We start from the raw sequence: 17941 nt of genomic DNA on the forward strand, positions 1-17941 counted from the left end.
ATTCGGCCACGCGTACGAGGCGGCGCGGGGTCCGTGCGACTTCTCCGGTCGGTGCGACGGCGCGGCTACTTCTTCAGCCAGGCCTGCATCATCTTCTGCGCGACGGGAGCGGCCAGCTTGCCGCCGCCGATCTCGGAGCGGTCGGTGTCCGAGTTCTCGATCACCACGGTGACCACGATCTGCTTGCCGCCCATCTTCCCGTAGGTCGTGTACCAGGCGAGCGGCGGCAGGCTGTTGTTGACTCCGCGCTGGGCGGTACCGGTCTTGGCGCCGGCCTCGACACCCGGGATCTGGACGTTCTTGCCACCGCCTTCGGTGGCGACCGTCCGCATGGCGTCCTGCACCATCGAGGCGGTCTTCTCGCTCATCACCTGCTGGGACTTCGGGTTCTTGAAGCTCTCCAGCACGTTCCCGTTGGAGTCGGTGACCTCGGAGACCTCGTGGGGGGAGACCAGCTTCCCGCCGTTCTCGATCGCGGCCGTCACCATCGCCATCTGGAGCGGGGTGGCCTGTACGTCGAACTGGCCGATACCGGTCTGCGCGACCTGGTCGACCGACATCTTCTTCGCCGGGTACTTGCTCGCGGGGCGGGCCTCGACGGGAAGCTTCTGGACCACGTTGAAGCCGAGCTTCTCCGCCATGGCGCGCATCTTGTCCTGGCCGAGCTTGTGCGCGAACTCCGCGAAGACGTTGTTGCAGGACAGCTTCAGGGCGGTCCGGGGGGAGACGTTGTTGCACATCGAGTCGTCCACCTCGCTGCGCAGCTTGGTGGTGGTGCCGGGAATCGTGTAGTTGCCGGGGATCCCGGTGGGCGTGTCGATGTTCGTGACCAGGCCGTTCTCGATCGCCGCGGCCAGGGTGACGAGCTTGAAGGTGGATCCGGGCGCCTGCGGCTTGCGCAGCGCCACGTTCTCCATCGCCTTGCCCTCGTCGGCGTTGAGCTTCTTCCAGGCGTCCTCGTCCGTGGCGCCCGTGATCGTGCCCGGGTCGAAGGAGGGGTTGTTCACCACGGCCAGGATCTCGCCGGTGGCCGGGTCGATGGCCACGGCGGAGCCCTGCTTGCCCTGGAGCGCGTCGTAGCCGGCCTTCTGGACGTCCTTGTCGATGGTCGTCAGGACGTTGCCCGGGGAGGCACGCTTGTTGGTGAGCGTGTCCATGATGCTCTTGAGCCGGTTGTCCGAGCCGTTGAGGACGTCCTTGTAGACACCCTCCAGCATGCTGGAGCCGTAGGCCTGGGAGCTGTACCCGGTGATCGGCGCGTACAGCGGCCCGTCGGTGTAGGTCCGCTTGTACTGGAAGTCCCGTCCGCCCGTCTTCGTGGAGCCGGTGATCGGCTCACCGCCCACGATGATGTTCCCCAACGGGTTCTCGTACTGCCCGATGAGGTTCCGCCGGTTGTTCTTGTCGTCTGCGAGGGCCTGGCCTTGATATGCCTGCACCCAGGTGACCCGCACCAAAAGGGCCAGCACCAGAAGCAGACAGAAGACCGACGCACGCCTGATCGTCTTGTTCATCCCCCAGAAGGACGTCCGGGCCGCCCCGGCCGTTCCGCTCTGCCCCGATTGTGGCGGAGTTCTCAGCCTTTCTTCATGGGGAAACCTCCCTCGTACGCCGCGATGACCGCCTGGGTGCGGTCCCGGGAACCGGTCTTGGCCAGCACCGCCGCCACATGCGTCTTCACCGTCTGCGGACCGACCCCGAGGCGCTCGCTCACCTCGTGGTTGGACAGCCCGGCGGCCATCAGGCGCAGTACGTCGGCCTCCCGGTCCGTGAGCCGGGCCACCCAGGGCGCGGCGCCCTGCCCCGCTCCGGACGGGGTGTGGGCGGCGGCCAGGGAGCGGACGGCCGCCGGGAAGAGCAGCGATTCCCCGCGCGCCACGAGCCGGACGGCGGCCACCAGCTCGTCGGGGTGGGCCCGCTTGAGCAGGAACCCGGCGGCTCCCGCGCGCAGCGCGTCGTAGACGTAGGCGTCGTTCTCGAAGGTGGTGACCACCACGATCCGCGGCGGCTCGGTCATGGTGGCGAGGATCCGCCGGGTGGCCTGGATCCCGTCGACCTCGGGCATCCGCACGTCCATCAGCACCACGTCCGGGGCCAGGGCCCGCACCACGGACACGGCCTCTGCTCCGGTGGCCGCCTCCCCGACGACCTCCAGATCGGGCTCGGCGTCGAGGATGACCCGCAGGGCGGTGCGGACCATCCGCTCGTCGTCGGCCAGGACCACGCGCAGCGGCGGGCGCGGCGGCGGGGTCATCGCGGGCCCCCGCCGAGCGGAAGGACGGCCCGCAGCCGCCACCGGCCCCCGTGCGGCCCCGCCTCGACGTGCCCGCCGAGCAGCGCGGCCCGCTCGGCGGCCCCGCGCAGCCCGCGGCCCCCGGTGGTGCGGTCCTGCGCAGCGGCGCCCGGATCGTTCGTCATGGTGATCTCCAGTTCCTCTTCTTCGTTCCCTCCGCGCACCCGTGCGAGGATCCGCAGATCGACCGGTCCGGCTCCGTGCCGCAGCGCGTTGCTCAGCCCCTCCTGCACGATCCGGTACGCCTCGCGGGAGGCGATCGCCGGGATCCGCTCCCAGTCCCCCGCCGGTCCCGGGTCCTGGCGGGCGGTGATCGGTGTCCCGGAGGCCCGGCTCCGGTCCAGCAGCCCGTCGAGGTCGGCGGCCAGCGTCGGCGCGATCCCGGCGCCCCCGGCGCCATCGGCGTCCCCGGCCGCCACGCCGTCGCCCTCGCGCAGCAGGCCCAGCACCGCGTCCAGCTCCCCCACCGTGCGCCGGGTGGTGTCCTCGATCGCGGCCAGCGCCTCCCGTACGAAGCCGGGGTCGCTGTCGAGCACCCGACGGGCGGCGCTCGCCTGGAGGGTGACCGCGCTGAGGGCGTGCCCGACGGCGTCGTGCAGCTCCCGGGCCAGCCGGTTGCGCACCGCCAGGTCGGCGGCCCGCTCCTCGGCCGCCGCCAGCCGGTCCGCCGCCGTCGGCCCGAGCAGCACCGGCGCCAGCCGGGCCAGCAGCGCCCCGGCCCCGGCGGCGCACAGCACGACCCCGGCCAACAGCGCGATCCCGAGCACCGGGGCCAGCCAGGGCTCGGCCAGTACGCCGAACCAGCCGAACCCGACCGCCGGCTCCCACAGCCTGCTCACGAACGGCAGGGCGATCAGCATCACCGCCGCGGGCGGCACCGCCAGGGTGATCCCGCTGACCAGCGCCCCGACCCCCAGGTGCAGGGTCCACCAGGCCGAGGTCCGCCCCCGGGCCGCCCAGGTCCGGGCCGGCCCCTGCGCGAGCCGCTCCCCCGGCACCCCGCCCAGGGCCCGGACGGCGGCCACCGACATCGGCCGGACCAGCCCGAACAGCCCGGTCACGGCGACGAGCGGCAGGGCGGCGCCGTAGGCGGCGAAGCTGAGCGGCAGCGAGTTGAGCGCGTTGACCCCGCCTCCGGCGGCGCCGACCACCACCTGCGTCAGCAGGAAGTACGGCATCAGCAGGGCGCCGCCGAGTATGAGATGGATCCAGCGCAGCCGGGCCCGCGCCCCGAACGGCCTCTCCACGCCGCCTCCCTCAGGCTGCTCGGCGTGTGGCGAGGAAGCGCGCCATGACGGTGACCGCGAGCAGTCCGATGATCATCTGGCCAGCGTAGATCAGGTAGGTCGCGGCAGTCGTCCGTTCGCCCGGACCGGGGTCCCCGCCCACCACCGCGACCATCATCCACATCCCCCAGCACGAGGTCGCCGCCGAGCCTGTCCACGCCACGGCCAGTGGCCACCACGCCTGCCGGTCCCCGCCCTTGGCGAGCAGCAGCGCCCCCGCCGCCGCGGTCAGCGCGCATATCGCGTGGACGGCGGAGACCATGGCCGTATCGGAGGAGTACTGCGCGATCTGGGCCGGATCGTGCCCGGCCGTGCCTCCGAAGGCCCAGTACAGGTGGGTCGCCGCCACCACCGCGGCCACCGCCGCCGCGGCTCCCGCCACCACCCCCGTGGGTGACGGGAGCTTCCCCCGGGCTCCGCCCGGGGGGACCCGCGGACCGAGGACGCCCTGCCAGCGCCGACCCCAGCGCTCTCGCGCATAGGGCACGAACAGCCCGGCCAGGGCCACGGCCTGGATGATGAAGCCGGGGTAGACGAGGTTGAAGACCCACGGTTCGAGGAAGGGCGCCTCGGCCGCTCGCGCGGCCTCGTCCGGCCCCAGCCCCATGGCGCGCAGGAGGAGTTGGCCGGGAAAGCCGAGGACGATCGGTGTCAGCAGTCCGGTGGCGATGAAGACGGGGAGGAGGAGCAGCCAGGACGGGACGCGCATCCCCCAGGGCCGGGTGAGCACGAGGACCAGCAGGACCACGCTGGAGTCCATGAGCAGTGACAGGCCGTTGAGCGCGGTGAAGAACACGCTGCCCGGCTCCAGGAGCACGCTGCCGTCCGGTATCCCGATGTGGCTCCCGGCCAGCCAGGCGGTCTTCAGCGTCAGATAGGGCACGGTGGCGGCGATGGCGGCCGCCCGCAGGAACCTCCGCCCGGCGCCCGGCCGGGTGGCCGGTGGCCGGGCTTCGTCAAACGGCGGACCCTGCGGTCGCTTCGTGGGAACGGCTCGTGTGGTCATGACTCAACGGTCCCGTGTCCGCGCCCCCGCCACCTCCCCCGTGAAGGGGAACCGTCTCCCTCGCCCGGGGGAGGAACCACCCCCTCCACCGCACCACCTGCGAGCCTGCGTGTGCCCTCAGCCGCCCGCGGGGGCCGCGGGAGCCGCCGGAGCCGCCGGAGCCGCCGGGCGCCGCTACATCCGCCGCGTCACCACCGACAGCCGGTCCCGCGCCTCGAACAGCGCCCCCTTGATGACCTGTTCGTGCCCCGGCGTCAGCCGCGCCACCGGCACCGAGCAGCTCACCGCGTCGCGGGCCGGCGTCCGGTACGGCACCGCCACCCCGAAGCAGCGCAGTCCGAGGGTGTTCTCCTCCCGGTCCACCGCGTACCCCTGCTCCCGCACCAGGGCCAGCTCGTCGATGAGCCGGTCCCGGTCGGTGATGGTGTGCTCGGTGACCGGTTCCAGCTTCCGCGGCAGGAGTCCCCGTACCTCTTCGTCGGTGTGCGTGGCCAGCAGTGCCTTGCCGAGCGCCGTCGAGTGCACGGGCAGCCGCCGGCCGACCCGGGTGAAGGGCCGCAGATAGTGCTGGGACTGGCGGGTCGCGAGGTAGACCACGCTCGTCCCGTCCATCCGGGCCAGGTGGATGGTCTCCGTCGTGTCGTCGGAGAGCCGGTCCAGCGTCGGCCGGGCCGCCGCGACGACCTCGTCCCCGTCGATGTACGAACTGCCGACGAGCAGCGCCCGTACACCGATGCCGTACCGCGTTCCCGTCGCGTCCGTCTCCACCCAGCCCAGGTTCACCAGGGTGCGCAGCAGCATGTAGAGGCTGGACTTGGGCAGGGAGAGGTCGTTCTGGATGTCGGCCAGGCTGTGCAGCCCCGGTCGCGCCGCGAAGTGTTCCAGCAACTGGACCGTGCGTACCGCCGACTTGACGGCCGCCGGCGCGCCCGAGCCCCCCGACTCAGCTGTCGTCATTCGCCTTCGTGCCCCTCTGTCGCTGTGCCTGGCTCCGGCTCTCGTCTTGTCAACCCGGAAGGCGCGGAAATAGAGTCCACGGTGGATGTGATCATTCATCCACCGGAACAGCGTTCAGAATACTGAACGCATCCGCACGGGTCAGCGTAGATCCAGGAGGCAGTTCGTCATGGCAGCAACACCAGTCTGGAGTGTGGACCCCCGCACCGGGAAGCAGCGCGAGCAGGTTGCGGTGGAGGCCACACCCCAGGAGGTGGACGAAGCCGTGCGCGCGGCCCACGCCGCCCGCGGCGCGCTCGGCGACGCCGTCGCCCGCGCCGCCTTCCTGCGCGCCGCCGCCGACCTCCTCGACGGGGCCGTCGAACACGTCGCCCGGGCCGCCGACGCCGAGACCGCGCTCGGCCCCGGCCGGCTCACCGGCGAGCTCGCCCGCACCACCGGGCAGCTGCGCGCCTTCGCCGACGCCGTGGACGAGGGCTCCCACCTCGACATCCGCATCGACCGCGCCGACCCCACCACCGCCCCGCCCCGCCCGGAGCTGCGCCGCTACAAGGTGCCGCTGGGCGTGGTCGCGGTGTACGCCGCCTCGAACTTCCCGCTCGCCTTCTCCGTCCCCGGCGGGGACACCGCCAGCGCGCTGGCCGCGGGCTGCCCGGTCGTGGTCAAGGCGCACCCCGACCATCCGGCCACCTCCGAGCTGTGCGCCTCGCTGCTGCGCCGGGCGGCCGTCGCCGCCGGGCTGCCGCCCGAAGTGGTCGCCGTGGTGCACGGGTTCGACGCGGGCCTGGAGCTGATCCGGCACCCGCTGGTCACCGCCGCCGGGTTCACGGGTTCCATCCGGGGCGGGCGGGCCCTGTTCGACGCGGCCGCCGCGCGGCCCGTACCGATCCCCTTCCACGGGGAACTGGGCTCCCTGAACCCCGTCGTGGTCACCCCGGCGGCCGCCGCCGAGCGCGCGGAGGAGATCGGCGCCGGGCTGGCGGGCTCGGTCACCCTCGGAGTCGGCCAGTTCTGCGTCAAGCCCGGGCTGGTCCTCGTACCCGAGGGCGCGGACGGCGACCGGCTCGCCGGGGCGCTCGGCAAATCGCTCGGCGAGAGCGGACCCGGGGTCCTGCTCGACCACCGGATGCGGGAGAACTTCATCGCCGGGGTCCGCGAGCGCGCCGCCCTGCCCGGGGTCGAGGCGCCCGTCGCCCCCGGCTCCGGCGGCGAGCACACCGTCGGCGCGGGCTACCTGAGCCTGCCGGCGCGGACCCTGCTGGAGGGCGGGCCCTACGAGGTGCTCCTGGAGGAGTGCTTCGGCCCCGTCACCGTGCTCGTCCGGTACGCGGACCAGGGCGAGGCGCAGACCCTGCTCGGCCGGCTTCCCGGGAACCTCACCGCGACCCTCCAGCTGTCGGCGGCCGAGGCGGCCGGCGGCCCGGGACCCGCGGCGGAGCTGATCGCCCGGGCCACGGCGCTGGCCGGGCGGATCGTGGTCAACGGCTGGCCGACCGGTGTCGCGGTGGCCCCCGCCCAGCACCACGGCGGCCCCTACCCGGCGGCGACCTCCCACTCCACCTCGGTCGGCGGCACCGCCATCGAGCGCTGGCTGCGGCCGGTGGCCTACCAGTCGGTGCCGGACGCCCTGCTCCCGCCGGAGCTGCGGGAGGCCAACCCGCTGGGGCTGCCGCGCCGGGTCACGGGCGACCTGCCGGCTTAGTGCGTCGCCGCCCCGCTCAATGCGTCGCCGCACCCACCTGATGCGTCGCCGCCCCCGCTTAATGCGTTGCCGCCCCCGACCCGGGGGCGGCAGGCTGCGCCCATGCCCAGACCACACGGATTCTCGTACGAACAGTTGGGCGACCACACGGTCGCCATCACCCACCAGGGCCGGTCCGCGACCACCCTGCGGGGCAGCCGGGCCGACAAGTTCCTCGCCGAGGTCGAAGCCGGTGACGCGCAGCTGGTGATGGCCCGCTGGACCGGCGCCTACAAGTTCGGGAACGAGCGGATGGCCAAGAACCACCCCCGGAACAAGGGCTGACCGGCCACGGGACCCGGCGAAATCTCGCCGGAGAGTAAGGGAACGGCAAAGGGACCCCGGTCGTTCTCCCGGCATGACCGCTATGACCCCTGGTTCCAACCTGCCGCTCAACACCGTCCGCGTGACGGTCGACGTGGCTGCCCCGGTGCGGCTCGACGTGTCCGGGCTGCTCCTCGCCGCCGACGGCAAGGTGCGTTCCGACGCCGATTTCATCTTCTTCAACCAGCCGGCCGGCCCCGGTGTCGCGTACCGGTCCGGCGGCGGTACGACACCGGACTCGATCACCGTGGACACCGGCTCGGTGCCGCCGGGGATCGAGCGGATCGTGATCACCGCCAGTCCGGACGCGGCGGGACAGACCTTCCAGGGCATCGAGCCCACCGCCACCGTGCGGGACGCGGCGAGCGGAGCGGTGATCGCCACCTTCACCCCGCCGCAGCTCGGCACGGAGACCGCCCTGGTGGTCGTCGAGGTGTACCAGCGCGGCGGCGTGTGGAAGGTCCGCGCGGTCGGCCAGGGTTACGCGAACGGCCTCGCCGGCATCGCGACCGACTTCGGTGTCTCGGTGGAGGACGAGCCGGCTCCGGCGGCAGCCGCGGCGCCGGTGGCCCCGCCCATGCCCCCGGCTCCCCCGGCTCCCCCCGCGCCGGCCGCGTACCCGCCCTCCCCCTGGCTCGGCGCCGCGACCCCCGCGGCGGCTCCCCCGGCCCCCGTGGCGGCACCCGCGCCCGCCGCGCCCGCCCCCGGGGCCGGGAAGGTCAACCTCGACAAGGGCCGGGTCAGCCTCCAGAAGAACCAGACGGTCTCCCTCGTCAAGAACGGCCGCCCGCTGCTCTCCCAGGTCAAGATGGGCCTCGGCTGGGAGCCCGCGTTCGGCGGCCGGGACATCGACCTCGACGCCTCCGTCATCGCGTACGGCCCGCAGCGCAACCACATCGACAGCTGCTACTTCGGCAAGCTGTCCATCCTCGGCGGCTCCGTCAAGCACTCCGGTGACAACCTCACCGGCGAGGGCGCGGGCGACGACGAGGTGATCGTCGTGGACCTCGGACGGCTCCCCGCCGACGCGACGGGTCTGGTCTTCACGGTCAACTCTTTCTCCGGCCAGAAGTTCACCGAGGTCGCCAAGGCCTACTGCCGCCTGATCGACGCCGCGACCGGCGAGGAACTGGTCCGCTTCGACCTCACCGGTGCCGAGCCGCAGACCGGGGTCATGATGGCGAAGCTGATCAAGCAGTTCTCCGGCGAATGGGAGATGACGGCCATGGGCGAGTTTGTGAAGTCGCGCACAGTGCGGGGCATGGTCAAACCGGCCGCGCAGGCACTCTGAGCAGGTGGGCGGGCACATGGAGCGACCGCGCTGCGTTCCGTGGCGCTCCAGGTGATCGATTCCACCCTTAAAGCGGAGGTGGCTGTCAGTGCCCGCCCGTAGCCTTGAACCCATGCACCAGACACTCCAGCCCGCGGGTCCCGCGCGCCCGTCCGCCTCCGAGGCGAACGACGCGATCCGGCACCTTGTCGAGAGCCGGGTGGACGGCGAGTGGCCCTCCGAGGCGTACGAGTTCCTCCTTGAGGAATGGGCCGCGGCCAGCCGCGCCGAAGACTGCTTCTAGCTCGACATCCACCCGTACGAAGAAAATACGAAGAGCGCACAAGACAAGAGAGCCGCCGGGCCCCTGGGCCCGGCGGCTCTCTGCATGTGCGCGAGGTGCCTCGCGCCCGCCGGATCAGCGCGTACGCCGCCACGGGCCGGTGATGGCCAGCATGATGCCCGGGTCCTGGATGTTCGCGAACAGGGTCCGCTCGTCCGGCGAGAAGCAGACGCCCGTGAACTCCGAGTACTCCGGCGCCTCGGGCGTCCCCATGTTCATCTCGTTGCGGGCCAGCGGGTACGTGCGCCCCGACTCCGTCGCGCCGAAGAGGTGCTGCAGGCCCGAGCCGTCCTCCGCGATGATCAGACCGCCGTACGGGGAGACCGTGATGTTGTCGGGTCCGTCGAGGGAGCCGTCCGCCGCCGGGTCGGCGTTCACCCCGAGCAGGACCAGCAGCCGCATCGTGCGCCGCTTCGCGTCGTAGAACCACACCTGGCCGTCGTGCGCGGCGCCCGGGCTCTCCGCGCGGGCGTAGGAGGAGACGAAGTACGCCCCGCCGTCGGCCCACCACATGCCCTCCAGCTTGCGCGCACGGGTCACGGCCGACTCCCCGAACTGCTTGCGCACCGGCGTGGTGCGCGCGTCACGGTCCACGACCGGCACCCAGTCCACCCCGTAGGTGGTGCCGATCTGCGTCGCCCGCGAGAGGTCGTCGACGAACCGCCCGGCGCTGTCGAAGCACTTGGCCGCGGCCAGCACCCCGGCGTCGGCGGCGAGCGTACGGAGCCGGCCGCGCCCGTGGCGGAAGCCGCTCGGCGGGGTCCAGCGGTAGAGCAGCCCGTTGGGGCCGGAGGCGTCCTCGGTCAGGTAGGCGTGGCCCTGCCTCGGGTCGATGACCACGGCCTCGTGCGCGTACCGGCCGAAGGCCTTGACCGGCTTCGGGTCGCGGTTGGCGCGGCGGTCGTTCGGGTCCACCTCGAACACGTAGCCGTGGTCCTTGGTCATCCCGTTCTTGCCGGCCAGGTCCTCGGTCTCCTCGCAGGTCAGCCAGGTGTCCCAGGGGGTCGAGCCGCCCGCGCAGTTGGTCGAGGTACCGGCGACGCCGACCCATTCGGCGACCTCGCCGCCGTGGCGGACCTCGACGACCGTGCAGCCGCCGGCCGCGGCCGGGTCGTAGACCAGGCCCTCGGTGAGCGGGACGGGGTGCGCCCAGTTCGCGCGCGGGCCCTTCAGCTCGTGGTTGTTGACGAGGAGGGTGACTCCCCGGTGTCCCTCGAAGGCGGCGGTTCCGTCGTGGTTGGACGGGGTGATCTCGCCGGAGTCCAGCTTCGTGACCCCGCTGTGGGTGATCACCCGGTAGGTGAATCCGGCCGGGAGGGCCAGGATTCCGGCCGGGTCGGGGAGGAGCGGGCCGTATCCGGGGCCGTGCCCGTGGCCGTGGCCATGCCCGTCGGCCAGGGCGCCGTCGGCCAGGGCGCCGTCGTCGGCAGCCAGCGCCCCCGGGGCGGTGGCGAGTGCGCCGACCGTTCCCGTGAGGGCGACTCCCGCACCGGCGAGTACGGTGCGGGCGGTGAAGTCTCTACGGCTGAGCGGCATCGGGTCTCCAGGGGTGGGGAGGGCTGCGCTGTCGTACGGTCGTCGGCGCACACGCTCCCGCCCGCACGTGAACGCCGGCTGAACTACCCGGGAAAACGAACCGACCCCTTCCCGGTGGCCGTGTTGGCCGACTCCTCTTCGGGAACGGCTTGTTACCGGCGCCTCAGGCGTTGCGGGACCGGGCCTTGAACGCGGCCTTCCGGGCCTCCTTCGCCGCCTTCTTGTCCGGGTGCAGCCGCCCCATCGCCTCCAGCACGGGGGCCGTCGCCGGGTGCTCCACCCGCCACGCCTGGTCGAAGAATCCGGTGTGGTGCGCGGTCAGCGACTCGATGAGGAGCGACAGTTCCGAGGTCTGGTCCCCGCCGTCCGCCGCGAGCTGCGCCGCGATCGTGTCGATGGTCAGCCAGAACACCATCGCCTCGCCCGGAGCCGGTACGCCGACCGCCCCGCGCTCGGCCAGCCAGACCCGGGCGAGCCCGCCGAGCTCCGGATCGTCCAGCACCGCGCGGACCGCGGGCTCGGCCTCCGCGCCCGTCCGGGCGAGGGCCTGCTGGCAGCGCAGCCGGCGCAGCGGTCCGCCCTCGTCGGCGCCGCGGGCCCCGGCGAGCAGTTCCTCGGCGGCGGGGAGCACGGGGCGCCCGGCCAGCCATTCGTCGATCTCGGCCTGAGCGGCGCCCTCGGAGTAGTGGGAGACCGTGTCGAGCAGTACGTCGGCGCCCTTGTCGGACAGTTCGCCGACGGCCGGGGCCTCGACTCCGGCCTCCAGCATGCGGGCGCGGATCCCGTACAGGCCGAGCGGGGTCAGGCGGACCATCCCGTAGCGGGAGACGTCCTCGTCCTCGGTCACCTGGCCGCGACCCGTACCCGTGGCCGCGCCCGCGGCGAGCTCCTCGTCGTCGGCCTCCGCCATCAGGTCCTCGTCGACGGGGCGGAACTCCACCAGCCCGATCGGCTCCAGCTGCCGGAACTGGTCGTCGAGGCGCATCATCGCGTCCGAGACCTGCTCCAGCACGGCGTCGGTCGGATCGCCCATGTCGTGCGGCACCACCATCGAGGCGGCCAGTACCGGCAGCGGCACCGGGGCGTCGGCCGCACCGCCTTCGGCGACGGACAGGAGGTAGAGGTTGGCGAGGACCCCGTCGAGGAAGTCGGCCTCGCGGCGCGGGTTCCAGTCGAGCTGGTCGAAGTCGATCTCGCCGCCCGCGTCGAGGGCGTCCACCAGGTCGTCCAGTGCGGGCACCGCCGCGTCGGCCAGGACGGTGTCCAGGGCGGCCAGCCACAGGTCGAGCACGTCGCCGGGGGCTCCGCCGGTCACCAGGGCCAGGTCCTCGCCGGGCACGGCGGTACCGAACTCCGCGTGCTCCCCGCCCGGTTCCCCGGCGGCGGGACCGTCCTCCTCCGGCTCGGTGACGTCGACCAGGCCGGTGTCGACGGCCACCCGCCAGGCCTGGCTCGCGTACGCGGTGGAGTCCTCGTCGGCGGTGTCGAGGCCGAGTACGTCGACGGCCTCGGGCAGCTGCGCGGCGACGAGTTCGCCGCCGATGTCCACACGGGTGTCCGGTCCGGCCCAGCGGGCGAGGCGTACGGCGCGGGCGAACAGCGGGGCGCCGAGGGCGTCCCGGGCCAGTTCCGCGTCGGGGAGCAGCCGTACCGGCGGCAGCGTGGGGTGCGAGTCTGCGGACATGGGGGCGGTTCTCCTCGCGGGCACGGGTGGCTCTGGTGGTTCGGGTGGTTCGAGCGGCTCGGGTGGACCGAGCGGCTCGGCTGGTGCTGGTGGTTCGGGTCGTACGGCGCCCCAGCGTAGACGCATTTCGGGCGCGCCCGGCGGGCCATCCCCTTTGGTTCATCCCACAGTCAGCCGCCGTATTCCCTGGAGGGCTTGACAACTTTGCTGGCCAAGAAGGAAATTGACGCGCGTAGATATCTCCTCCTCCCTCCTCACACCGGAGTTCCTGCCCATGCGCTCTTCGCATCCCCGTTCCGCCGCCGTCGCGGCCCTCGTCGCCTCCGCTCTGGCCACCGGCCTCCTGGCGGGGACCGCCGACGCGGCCGAAGGCGCCGCGTCCGCCGATCCGATACGCATCCACGACATCCAGGGCACCACGCGGACGTCCCCGCTCGTCGGCAAGCAGGTCACCGATGTCGAGGGCATCGTCACGGGCGTCCGTACGTACGGTTCGAAGGGCTTCTGGATCCAGGACCCGAAGGCCGACGACAACGACGCCACCAGCGAAGGCATCTTCGTCTTCACCAGCTCGGCCCCGACCGTCGCCGTCGGCGACGCCGTCAAGGTCAACGGCACGGTCGGCGAGTACATCCCCGGCGGCGTCTCCTCCGGCAACCAGTCGGTCACCCAGATCTCCAAGCCTGCGGTGACCGTGGTCTCTTCGGGCAACGCGCTGCCCGAGGCCACCGTCGTCGACGAGCACTCGGTCCCGTGCCAGTACGCCCCGGCCGGCGACCCGGCCGCCGGCGGCAGCATCAACGGCCTGACCCTGGACCCCTCGCGCTACGCCCTGGACTACTACGAGTCGCTGGAGGGCATGAACGTCAAGATCGGCACCTCCCGCGTGGTCGGCGCCACCGACCCGTACTCGGAGCTGTGGGTCACGGTGAAGAGCCGGGAGAACAACGTCAAGCGCGGCGGCACGCTCTACGGTTCCTACGAGTCCCAGAACACCGGCCGGCTCCAGATCCAGCAGCTCGCACCCCTCGCGCAGCAGCCGTTCCCGGTGGCCAACGTCGGCGACAAGCTGGTCGGCACCACCGAAGGCCCGCTGGACTTCAACCAGTTCGGCGGCTACACCCTGGTGGCCCGCACCCTCGGTACGGTCACGGCGGGCACCCTCGCCCCCGAGAAGACCAAGGCGCAGGCCAAGACCGAGCTCGCGGTGGCCACGTACAACGTCGAGAACCTCGACCCGAGCGACCCGCAGACCAAGTTCGACAACCTGGCCAAGGCCGTGGTCGAGAACCTGGCCTCCCCCGACATCGTGGCCCTGGAGGAGATCCAGGACGACAACGGCGCCAAGAACGACGGCACCGTCTCGGCCGAGGCCACCCTGACGAAGTTCACGACGGCGATCGCGGCCGCGGGCGGCCCGGCGTACCAGTGGCGCTACGTCAACCCGGAGAACAACAAGGACGGCGGCGAGCCCGGCGGCAACATCCGCCAGGTGTTCCTCTTCAACCCGGCGCGGGTCTCCTTCACCGAGCGCGCCCCGGGCGACTCGGTGACGGCGACCGCGGTGACGAAGACGGAGAAGGGCAAGGCCGCCCTGACCCACTCGCCCGGCCGCATCGACCCGGCGAACCCGGCGTGGGTGGACAGCCGCAAGCCGCTGGCCGGCGAGTTCGTCTTCCGCGGCAAGACGGTCTTCGTGATCGCCAACCACTTCGCCTCGAAGGGCGGCGACGAGGGCCTGACCTCCTCGCACCAGCCTCCGGTCCGTTCCTCGGAGGCCAAGCGGCTGCTCCAGGCGCAGGCGGTCAACGGCTTCGTCAAGAGCCTCCTGGCGGTCGACAAGAAGGCCGTGGTCCTCGCGGTCGGCGACATCAACGACTTCGAGTTCTCGGGCACGACGAAGGCGCTGGAGGACGGCGGAGCGCTGTACTCGGCGGTCAAGTCCCTGCCGAAGGCCGAGCGGTACTCCTACGTCTACCAGGGCAACGCGCAGGTGCTGGACCAGATCCTGACGAGCCCGGCGGTCAAGCACTTCAGTTACGACAGCGTGCACATCAACGCGGAGTTCTCCGCCCAGAACAGCGACCACGACCCGCAGGTCGTGCGCTTCCGCCCGTAGCGGGTGGTGTGCGGGGGCCGGGCAGCACCGCCGCCCGGCCCCTTTGGCACACTCGGGACATGATCTTCCGCACCGCGACGCGCCAGGACCTGCCCGCCGTACTCGCCCTGCTGGCCCAGTCCGACGACACGGAGGCCGCTCCGGGGGCCGGTGAGGTCACGGAGGCCCACGAGCGGGCCTTCGCCGCCATCGAGGCGGACGCGCGCAACGAGCTGCTGGTCCTGGTGGAGGACGGCACCGTCCTGGGCTGCCTGCAGCTGACGTACATCCCGGGCCTCGGCCAGGGCGGGCGGGAGCGGGCGCTCGTGGAGGCGGTACGGATCCGCGCGGACCTGCGGGGCCGGGGCCTGGGGGCCGAGCTGATGGAACGGGCCGCCGAGCGGGCCCGCGGGCGCGGCTGCGGCCTGATGCAGCTGACCAGCAACAAGCACCGCACCGCCGCCCACCGCTTCTACGAACGGCTGGGCTTCGCCCGGAGCCACGAGGGCTTCAAGCTCCCGCTGGCCTAGGGCCGCCCGCGTGCGACATGGTGCGACATAGGGACCTTTGGCCCTGGCGTGACGCTCAGCACATCCCTACCCATTCGGGCGGTTCTGGTGTTGAGTGTCCCCACGCCCGATCTTGTACCGCACTCCTTTGGGAGGACCGCGTGTTCCCCTCCATCTCCCTCGCCCAGGAAATCGGCATCGCCGTCCTGCTCGTGGCAGCTCTCGTCTGGGTCATCGGCCTGGGCCACATGCTGTGGGACAGCCGCTTCCACCACCCCCAGCCGGACGCCTTCGAAGGCCTCTCGGTCATCCCGGCCCAGCGCGGCACCTCCGCGCACCCGCTGGAGTCGGTGGAACTGACCGAGGCCGAGCAGCAGGCCTTCGCCGGCCTGGTCCGCACGATCCCCCTGCACTGACCCAGCCCCACCCCCCGGACCACCGGGCCCGCGTGCGCGAACGCCCTCCCCCGCTCGGGTGGGGAGGGACTGCCGGCGCACAGGCGAACGCCCTCCCACCCCCGTCGGGGTGGGAGGGCGTCGGCGCAGGCTGACCGGGAAGGGTCAGTTGTGGCTGTGGAGAACCTCGTTCAGGCCGCCCCAGGCCGCCTTGTACGGGCGGGCCTCGACGGCGCCGGTGACCGAGTTGCGGCGGAAGAGGATGTTGTTGGCGCCCGAGAGCTCCAGGGCCTTGACGATCTGGCCGTCCGGCAGGGTGACGCGGGTGCCCGCGGTGACGTAGAGGCCGGCCTCGACGACGCACTCGTCGCCCAGCGCGATGCCCACGCCCGCCTCGGCGCCGATCAGGGTGCGCTCGCCGATCGAGATGATCTGCTTTCCGCCGCCCGACAGGGTGCCCATCGTGGACGCGCCGCCGCCGATGTCGGAGCCGTCGCCGACCACGACGCCCGCGGAGATGCGGCCCTCGACCATGGAGGTGCCCAGGGTGCCGGCGTTGAAGTTGACGAAGCCCTCGTGCATGACGGTGGTGCCCTCGGCGAGGTGCGCGCCCAGGCGGACCCGGTCCGCGTCGGCGATGCGCACGCCCTTGGGGGCGACGTAGTCCGTCATCCGCGGGAACTTGTCGATCGAGGTCACCTGGAGGTGCAGGCCCTCGGCGCGCGCGTTCAGGCGGACCGTCTCGACCTGGTCGATCGCGACCGGGCCCAGCGAGGTCCAGGCGACGTTGGCCAGCAGGCCGAAGACGCCGTCCAGGTTCTGGCCGTGCGGCTTGACCAGGCGGTGGCTGAGCAGGTGCAGGCGCAGGTACGCGTCGTGCGCGTCCAGCGGCTTGTCCTCGAGGGAGGAGATCACGGTGCGGACGGCTACGACCTCGACGCCGCGGACCGCGTCCTGGCGGATCGCCTTCGGCGCGGTGGCTCCGAGCAGCTCCACGGCCTGTTCGGCGGTGAGGCGCTCGGTGCCGGCCGGGCCGGGCTCGGCGACCAGCTGGGGGGCGGGGAACCAGGTGTCGAGGACGGTGCCGTCGGCGGTGATGGTGGCAAGTCCGGCGGCGACGGCGCCGGTGGTACGCGTAGCAGTCATGTCCGAAACCTAACCGGCGACGGCCCGCGGTTGCGAACCGGTCTCATGTGCCGGGCGCACCGCGTGTCGCGCCGGGTCCTGGGTCGGGTCCGCGGCCGGGTCCCGGGTCGGGTCCGCGGCCGGGTCCTGGGCCGGTTCCCGGACGGGGCGCGCCGACATCCGCAGGACCGCGACCCCCGCCCCCGCCGCCAGCACCGCGCACACCGGCCACAGCAACCCGGGCGCCGCGGAGTACAGCGCTCCGCCGAGCGGCGCGCCGAGGACGACGCCGCTGGCCGACACCCCGGCGTACAGGCTCTGGAAGCGGCCGATGGCATGCGCGGGCGCCTCGTCGGCGATGTACGCGGTTGCGGTGGTCTTGTAGAGGATCTCGCCGAGGCTCAGCAGCACCATCATCGCGACGGCGGCCGTGACCCCGCTCCCGAGCAGCAGCACCGCGTACCCCGCGCCGACGAGGACCAGTCCGCTGCCGATGACGCGCAGCGGCGGGCGGGCGCGCAGGGCCACGGCGGTCGGCAGTTCCAGGACCAGGATGACGGCGCCGTTGAGAGCGATGATCAGCCCGTAGGCGCTGGTGTCGAGGCCGTGGTCGGCGAGGAAGACCGGGAAGGTCGTGTACTGCTGCCGGTAGACGACGTCGACGACCAGGATCGCGCCGAGCAGTACCAGGACGGCGGGCCGGGCCCTCAGTTCGCCCCACACTCCGCGGCCCAGACCCCCGTCCGGGGCCGCGGAGCGGGTGTGTGCGGCGCCGCGCGCCGGAACGACGCGGGCGGTCCACAGGGCGAAGCACAGGGTGCCGACTCCGTCGACGAGGAAGAGCCAGTCGTAGGAGAGGCCGGTCGCGATCAGCGCGCCGAGCGGCGGTCCGAGGGTGAAGCCGCCGTTGGCGGCGCAGCGGACGACGGCGAAGGCCTGGCGGCGCGCCCCCTCGGGGACGATGACCGCGACCAGTGCTGAGTTGGCGGCGCGGACGGTGCCCAGTGCGTACTGGGCCAGCGGCAGGGCGGCGTACAGGGTGGGCGTGGGCAGCAGCGGCAGGACCGTGAGGGCGCCGCCGCCGAGGACCGAAGCGGTGAGCAGCACCTGGCGGTGGCCGTAGCGGTCTCCGTACCAGCCGCCGGTGAAGTTGCCCGCCACCACGCCGATTCCGCCGACGCCGGTGATCAGACCCGCCTCGGCGATGCCGAGTCCGCGCGGGCCGGTCAGGTACACGAAGACGAAGATGAAGGTGAAGCTGGACACGGCGTTGACGAACCCGCCCGCCGAAAGCAGCCAGACCGCCCTCGGTACGCCCTTGAAACTTCGCAGCACAGTTCCGCCCCCGAGTGAGTTCCCTTTGGGAACTAACCA

General features: G+C 72.5%; 16 protein-coding genes. 7 read left to right on the forward strand and 9 right to left on the reverse strand.

The genetic code is table 11. The features are described 5' to 3' along the window. Nucleotides 1–65: 65 nt before the first annotated feature. From OG490_RS09015 to OG490_RS09035, 5 genes are all read right to left on the reverse strand, one after another. Entirely contained in the window at nucleotides 66–1514 is a 1449-nt protein-coding gene (locus tag OG490_RS09015; protein WP_330295753.1) for a peptidoglycan D,D-transpeptidase FtsI family protein, read from the reverse strand. A gap of 62 nt (nucleotides 1515–1576) precedes the next feature. After that, on the reverse strand, nucleotides 1577–2254 hold the full coding sequence (locus OG490_RS09020) for a response regulator transcription factor (protein ID WP_330295754.1): 678 nt from the start codon (nucleotides 2252–2254) through the stop codon (nucleotides 1577–1579). Further along, on the reverse strand, nucleotides 2251–3540 hold the full coding sequence (locus tag OG490_RS09025) for a sensor histidine kinase (RefSeq protein ID WP_330295755.1): 1290 nt from the start codon (nucleotides 3538–3540) through the stop codon (nucleotides 2251–2253). The genes OG490_RS09020 and OG490_RS09025 overlap by 4 nt, the downstream gene beginning before the upstream one ends. 10 nt (nucleotides 3541–3550) lie before the next feature. Further along, nucleotides 3551–4585, reverse strand: coding sequence for a hypothetical protein (locus tag OG490_RS09030; protein WP_330295756.1), 1035 nt, complete (start codon nucleotides 4583–4585; stop codon nucleotides 3551–3553). A gap of 174 nt (nucleotides 4586–4759) precedes the next feature. Then, nucleotides 4760–5542: an IclR family transcriptional regulator gene (locus tag OG490_RS09035; RefSeq protein WP_330295757.1), complete on the reverse strand. Its 783-nt coding sequence runs from the start codon at nucleotides 5540–5542 to the stop codon at nucleotides 4760–4762. Nucleotides 5543–5711: 169 nt separating this feature from the next. Here OG490_RS09035 and OG490_RS09040 point away from each other — a divergent pair, with 169 nt between their 5' ends. The 4 genes from OG490_RS09040 (at nucleotide 5712) to OG490_RS09055 (ending at nucleotide 9181) form a co-directional block, all read left to right on the forward strand. After that, nucleotides 5712–7244, forward strand: coding sequence for an aldehyde dehydrogenase (NADP(+)) (locus OG490_RS09040; protein WP_330295758.1), 1533 nt, complete (start codon nucleotides 5712–5714; stop codon nucleotides 7242–7244). Between the two features lie 102 nt (nucleotides 7245–7346). After that, nucleotides 7347–7568: a hypothetical protein gene (locus OG490_RS09045; protein ID WP_330295759.1), complete on the forward strand. Its 222-nt coding sequence runs from the start codon at nucleotides 7347–7349 to the stop codon at nucleotides 7566–7568. 82 nt (nucleotides 7569–7650) lie between these two features. Next, on the forward strand, nucleotides 7651–8898 hold the full coding sequence (locus tag OG490_RS09050) for a TerD family protein (protein WP_330295760.1): 1248 nt from the start codon (nucleotides 7651–7653) through the stop codon (nucleotides 8896–8898). Between the two features lie 112 nt (nucleotides 8899–9010). Further along, nucleotides 9011–9181: a hypothetical protein gene (locus OG490_RS09055; protein WP_330295761.1), complete on the forward strand. Its 171-nt coding sequence runs from the start codon at nucleotides 9011–9013 to the stop codon at nucleotides 9179–9181. Nucleotides 9182–9295: 114 nt separating this feature from the next. On the opposite strand, the gene OG490_RS09060 is transcribed toward OG490_RS09055, so the two are convergent. Both OG490_RS09060 and OG490_RS09065 read right to left on the reverse strand, forming a co-directional pair. Further along, nucleotides 9296–10756, reverse strand: coding sequence for an alkaline phosphatase PhoX (locus OG490_RS09060; RefSeq protein WP_330295762.1), 1461 nt, complete (start codon nucleotides 10754–10756; stop codon nucleotides 9296–9298). 163 nt (nucleotides 10757–10919) lie between these two features. Further along, the gene (locus tag OG490_RS09065) at nucleotides 10920–12440 is read right to left on the reverse strand and encodes a hypothetical protein (protein WP_330295763.1); all 1521 of its coding nucleotides are present in this window, start codon (nucleotides 12438–12440) and stop codon (nucleotides 10920–10922) included. A 274-nt stretch (nucleotides 12441–12714) separates the two neighbouring features. Between OG490_RS09065 and OG490_RS09070 the strand changes: the two genes are divergently transcribed. The 3 genes from OG490_RS09070 to OG490_RS09080 all read left to right on the forward strand — a co-directional run bounded on the left by OG490_RS09070 (nucleotide 12715) and on the right by OG490_RS09080 (nucleotide 15463). Then, nucleotides 12715–14559, forward strand: a complete 1845-nt coding sequence (locus OG490_RS09070; protein ID WP_330300848.1) for an endonuclease/exonuclease/phosphatase family protein — start codon at nucleotides 12715–12717, stop codon at nucleotides 14557–14559. A gap of 59 nt (nucleotides 14560–14618) precedes the next feature. Next, nucleotides 14619–15068 carry a GNAT family N-acetyltransferase gene (locus tag OG490_RS09075; protein WP_330295764.1) on the forward strand — a complete coding sequence of 150 codons (450 nt, stop codon included), beginning with the start codon at nucleotides 14619–14621 and terminating at the stop codon, nucleotides 15066–15068. Nucleotides 15069–15208: 140 nt separating this feature from the next. Then, nucleotides 15209–15463 (forward strand): hypothetical protein, encoded by a 255-nt coding sequence (locus tag OG490_RS09080; RefSeq protein ID WP_330295765.1) that lies wholly within the window; start codon nucleotides 15209–15211, stop codon nucleotides 15461–15463. Nucleotides 15464–15607: 144 nt separating this feature from the next. On the opposite strand, the gene dapD is transcribed toward OG490_RS09080, so the two are convergent. Both dapD and OG490_RS09090 read right to left on the reverse strand, forming a co-directional pair. Then, complete coding sequence (gene dapD / locus OG490_RS09085) at nucleotides 15608–16588, reverse strand: 2,3,4,5-tetrahydropyridine-2,6-dicarboxylate N-succinyltransferase (RefSeq protein WP_330295766.1); 981 nt, start codon at nucleotides 16586–16588, stop codon at nucleotides 15608–15610. A gap of 9 nt (nucleotides 16589–16597) precedes the next feature. Beyond that, entirely contained in the window at nucleotides 16598–17899 is a 1302-nt protein-coding gene (locus tag OG490_RS09090) for an MFS transporter (protein WP_330300849.1), read from the reverse strand. Nucleotides 17900–17941 lie beyond the last annotated feature (42 nt).

The organism is Streptomyces sp. NBC_00503 (assembly GCF_036346895.1).
Taxonomy (GTDB): Bacteria; Actinomycetota; Actinomycetes; order Streptomycetales; family Streptomycetaceae; genus Streptomyces.

Bases quoted from the DNA above. Each gene is read 5' to 3' on its own strand.
- OG490_RS09045 (WP_330295759.1), top strand. From the start codon at position 7,347: ATGCCCAGACCACACGGATTCTCGTACGAACAGTTGGGCGACCACACG.
- OG490_RS09015 (WP_330295753.1), bottom strand. From the start codon at position 1,514: ATGAACAAGACGATCAGGCGTGCGTCGGTCTTCTGTCTGCTTCTGGTG.
- dapD (WP_330295766.1), bottom strand. From the start codon at position 16,588: ATGACTGCTACGCGTACCACCGGCGCCGTCGCCGCCGGACTTGCCACC.
- OG490_RS09070 (WP_330300848.1), top strand. From the start codon at position 12,715: ATGCGCTCTTCGCATCCCCGTTCCGCCGCCGTCGCGGCCCTCGTCGCC.
- OG490_RS09040 (WP_330295758.1), top strand. From the start codon at position 5,712: ATGGCAGCAACACCAGTCTGGAGTGTGGACCCCCGCACCGGGAAGCAG.
- OG490_RS09060 (WP_330295762.1), bottom strand. From the start codon at position 10,756: ATGCCGCTCAGCCGTAGAGACTTCACCGCCCGCACCGTACTCGCCGGT.
- OG490_RS09020 (WP_330295754.1), bottom strand. From the start codon at position 2,254: ATGACCCCGCCGCCGCGCCCGCCGCTGCGCGTGGTCCTGGCCGACGAC.
- OG490_RS09075 (WP_330295764.1), top strand. From the start codon at position 14,619: ATGATCTTCCGCACCGCGACGCGCCAGGACCTGCCCGCCGTACTCGCC.
- OG490_RS09055 (WP_330295761.1), top strand. From the start codon at position 9,011: ATGCACCAGACACTCCAGCCCGCGGGTCCCGCGCGCCCGTCCGCCTCC.
- OG490_RS09065 (WP_330295763.1), bottom strand. From the start codon at position 12,440: ATGTCCGCAGACTCGCACCCCACGCTGCCGCCGGTACGGCTGCTCCCC.
- OG490_RS09050 (WP_330295760.1), top strand. From the start codon at position 7,651: ATGACCCCTGGTTCCAACCTGCCGCTCAACACCGTCCGCGTGACGGTC.
- OG490_RS09030 (WP_330295756.1), bottom strand. From the start codon at position 4,585: ATGACCACACGAGCCGTTCCCACGAAGCGACCGCAGGGTCCGCCGTTT.
- OG490_RS09035 (WP_330295757.1), bottom strand. From the start codon at position 5,542: ATGACGACAGCTGAGTCGGGGGGCTCGGGCGCGCCGGCGGCCGTCAAG.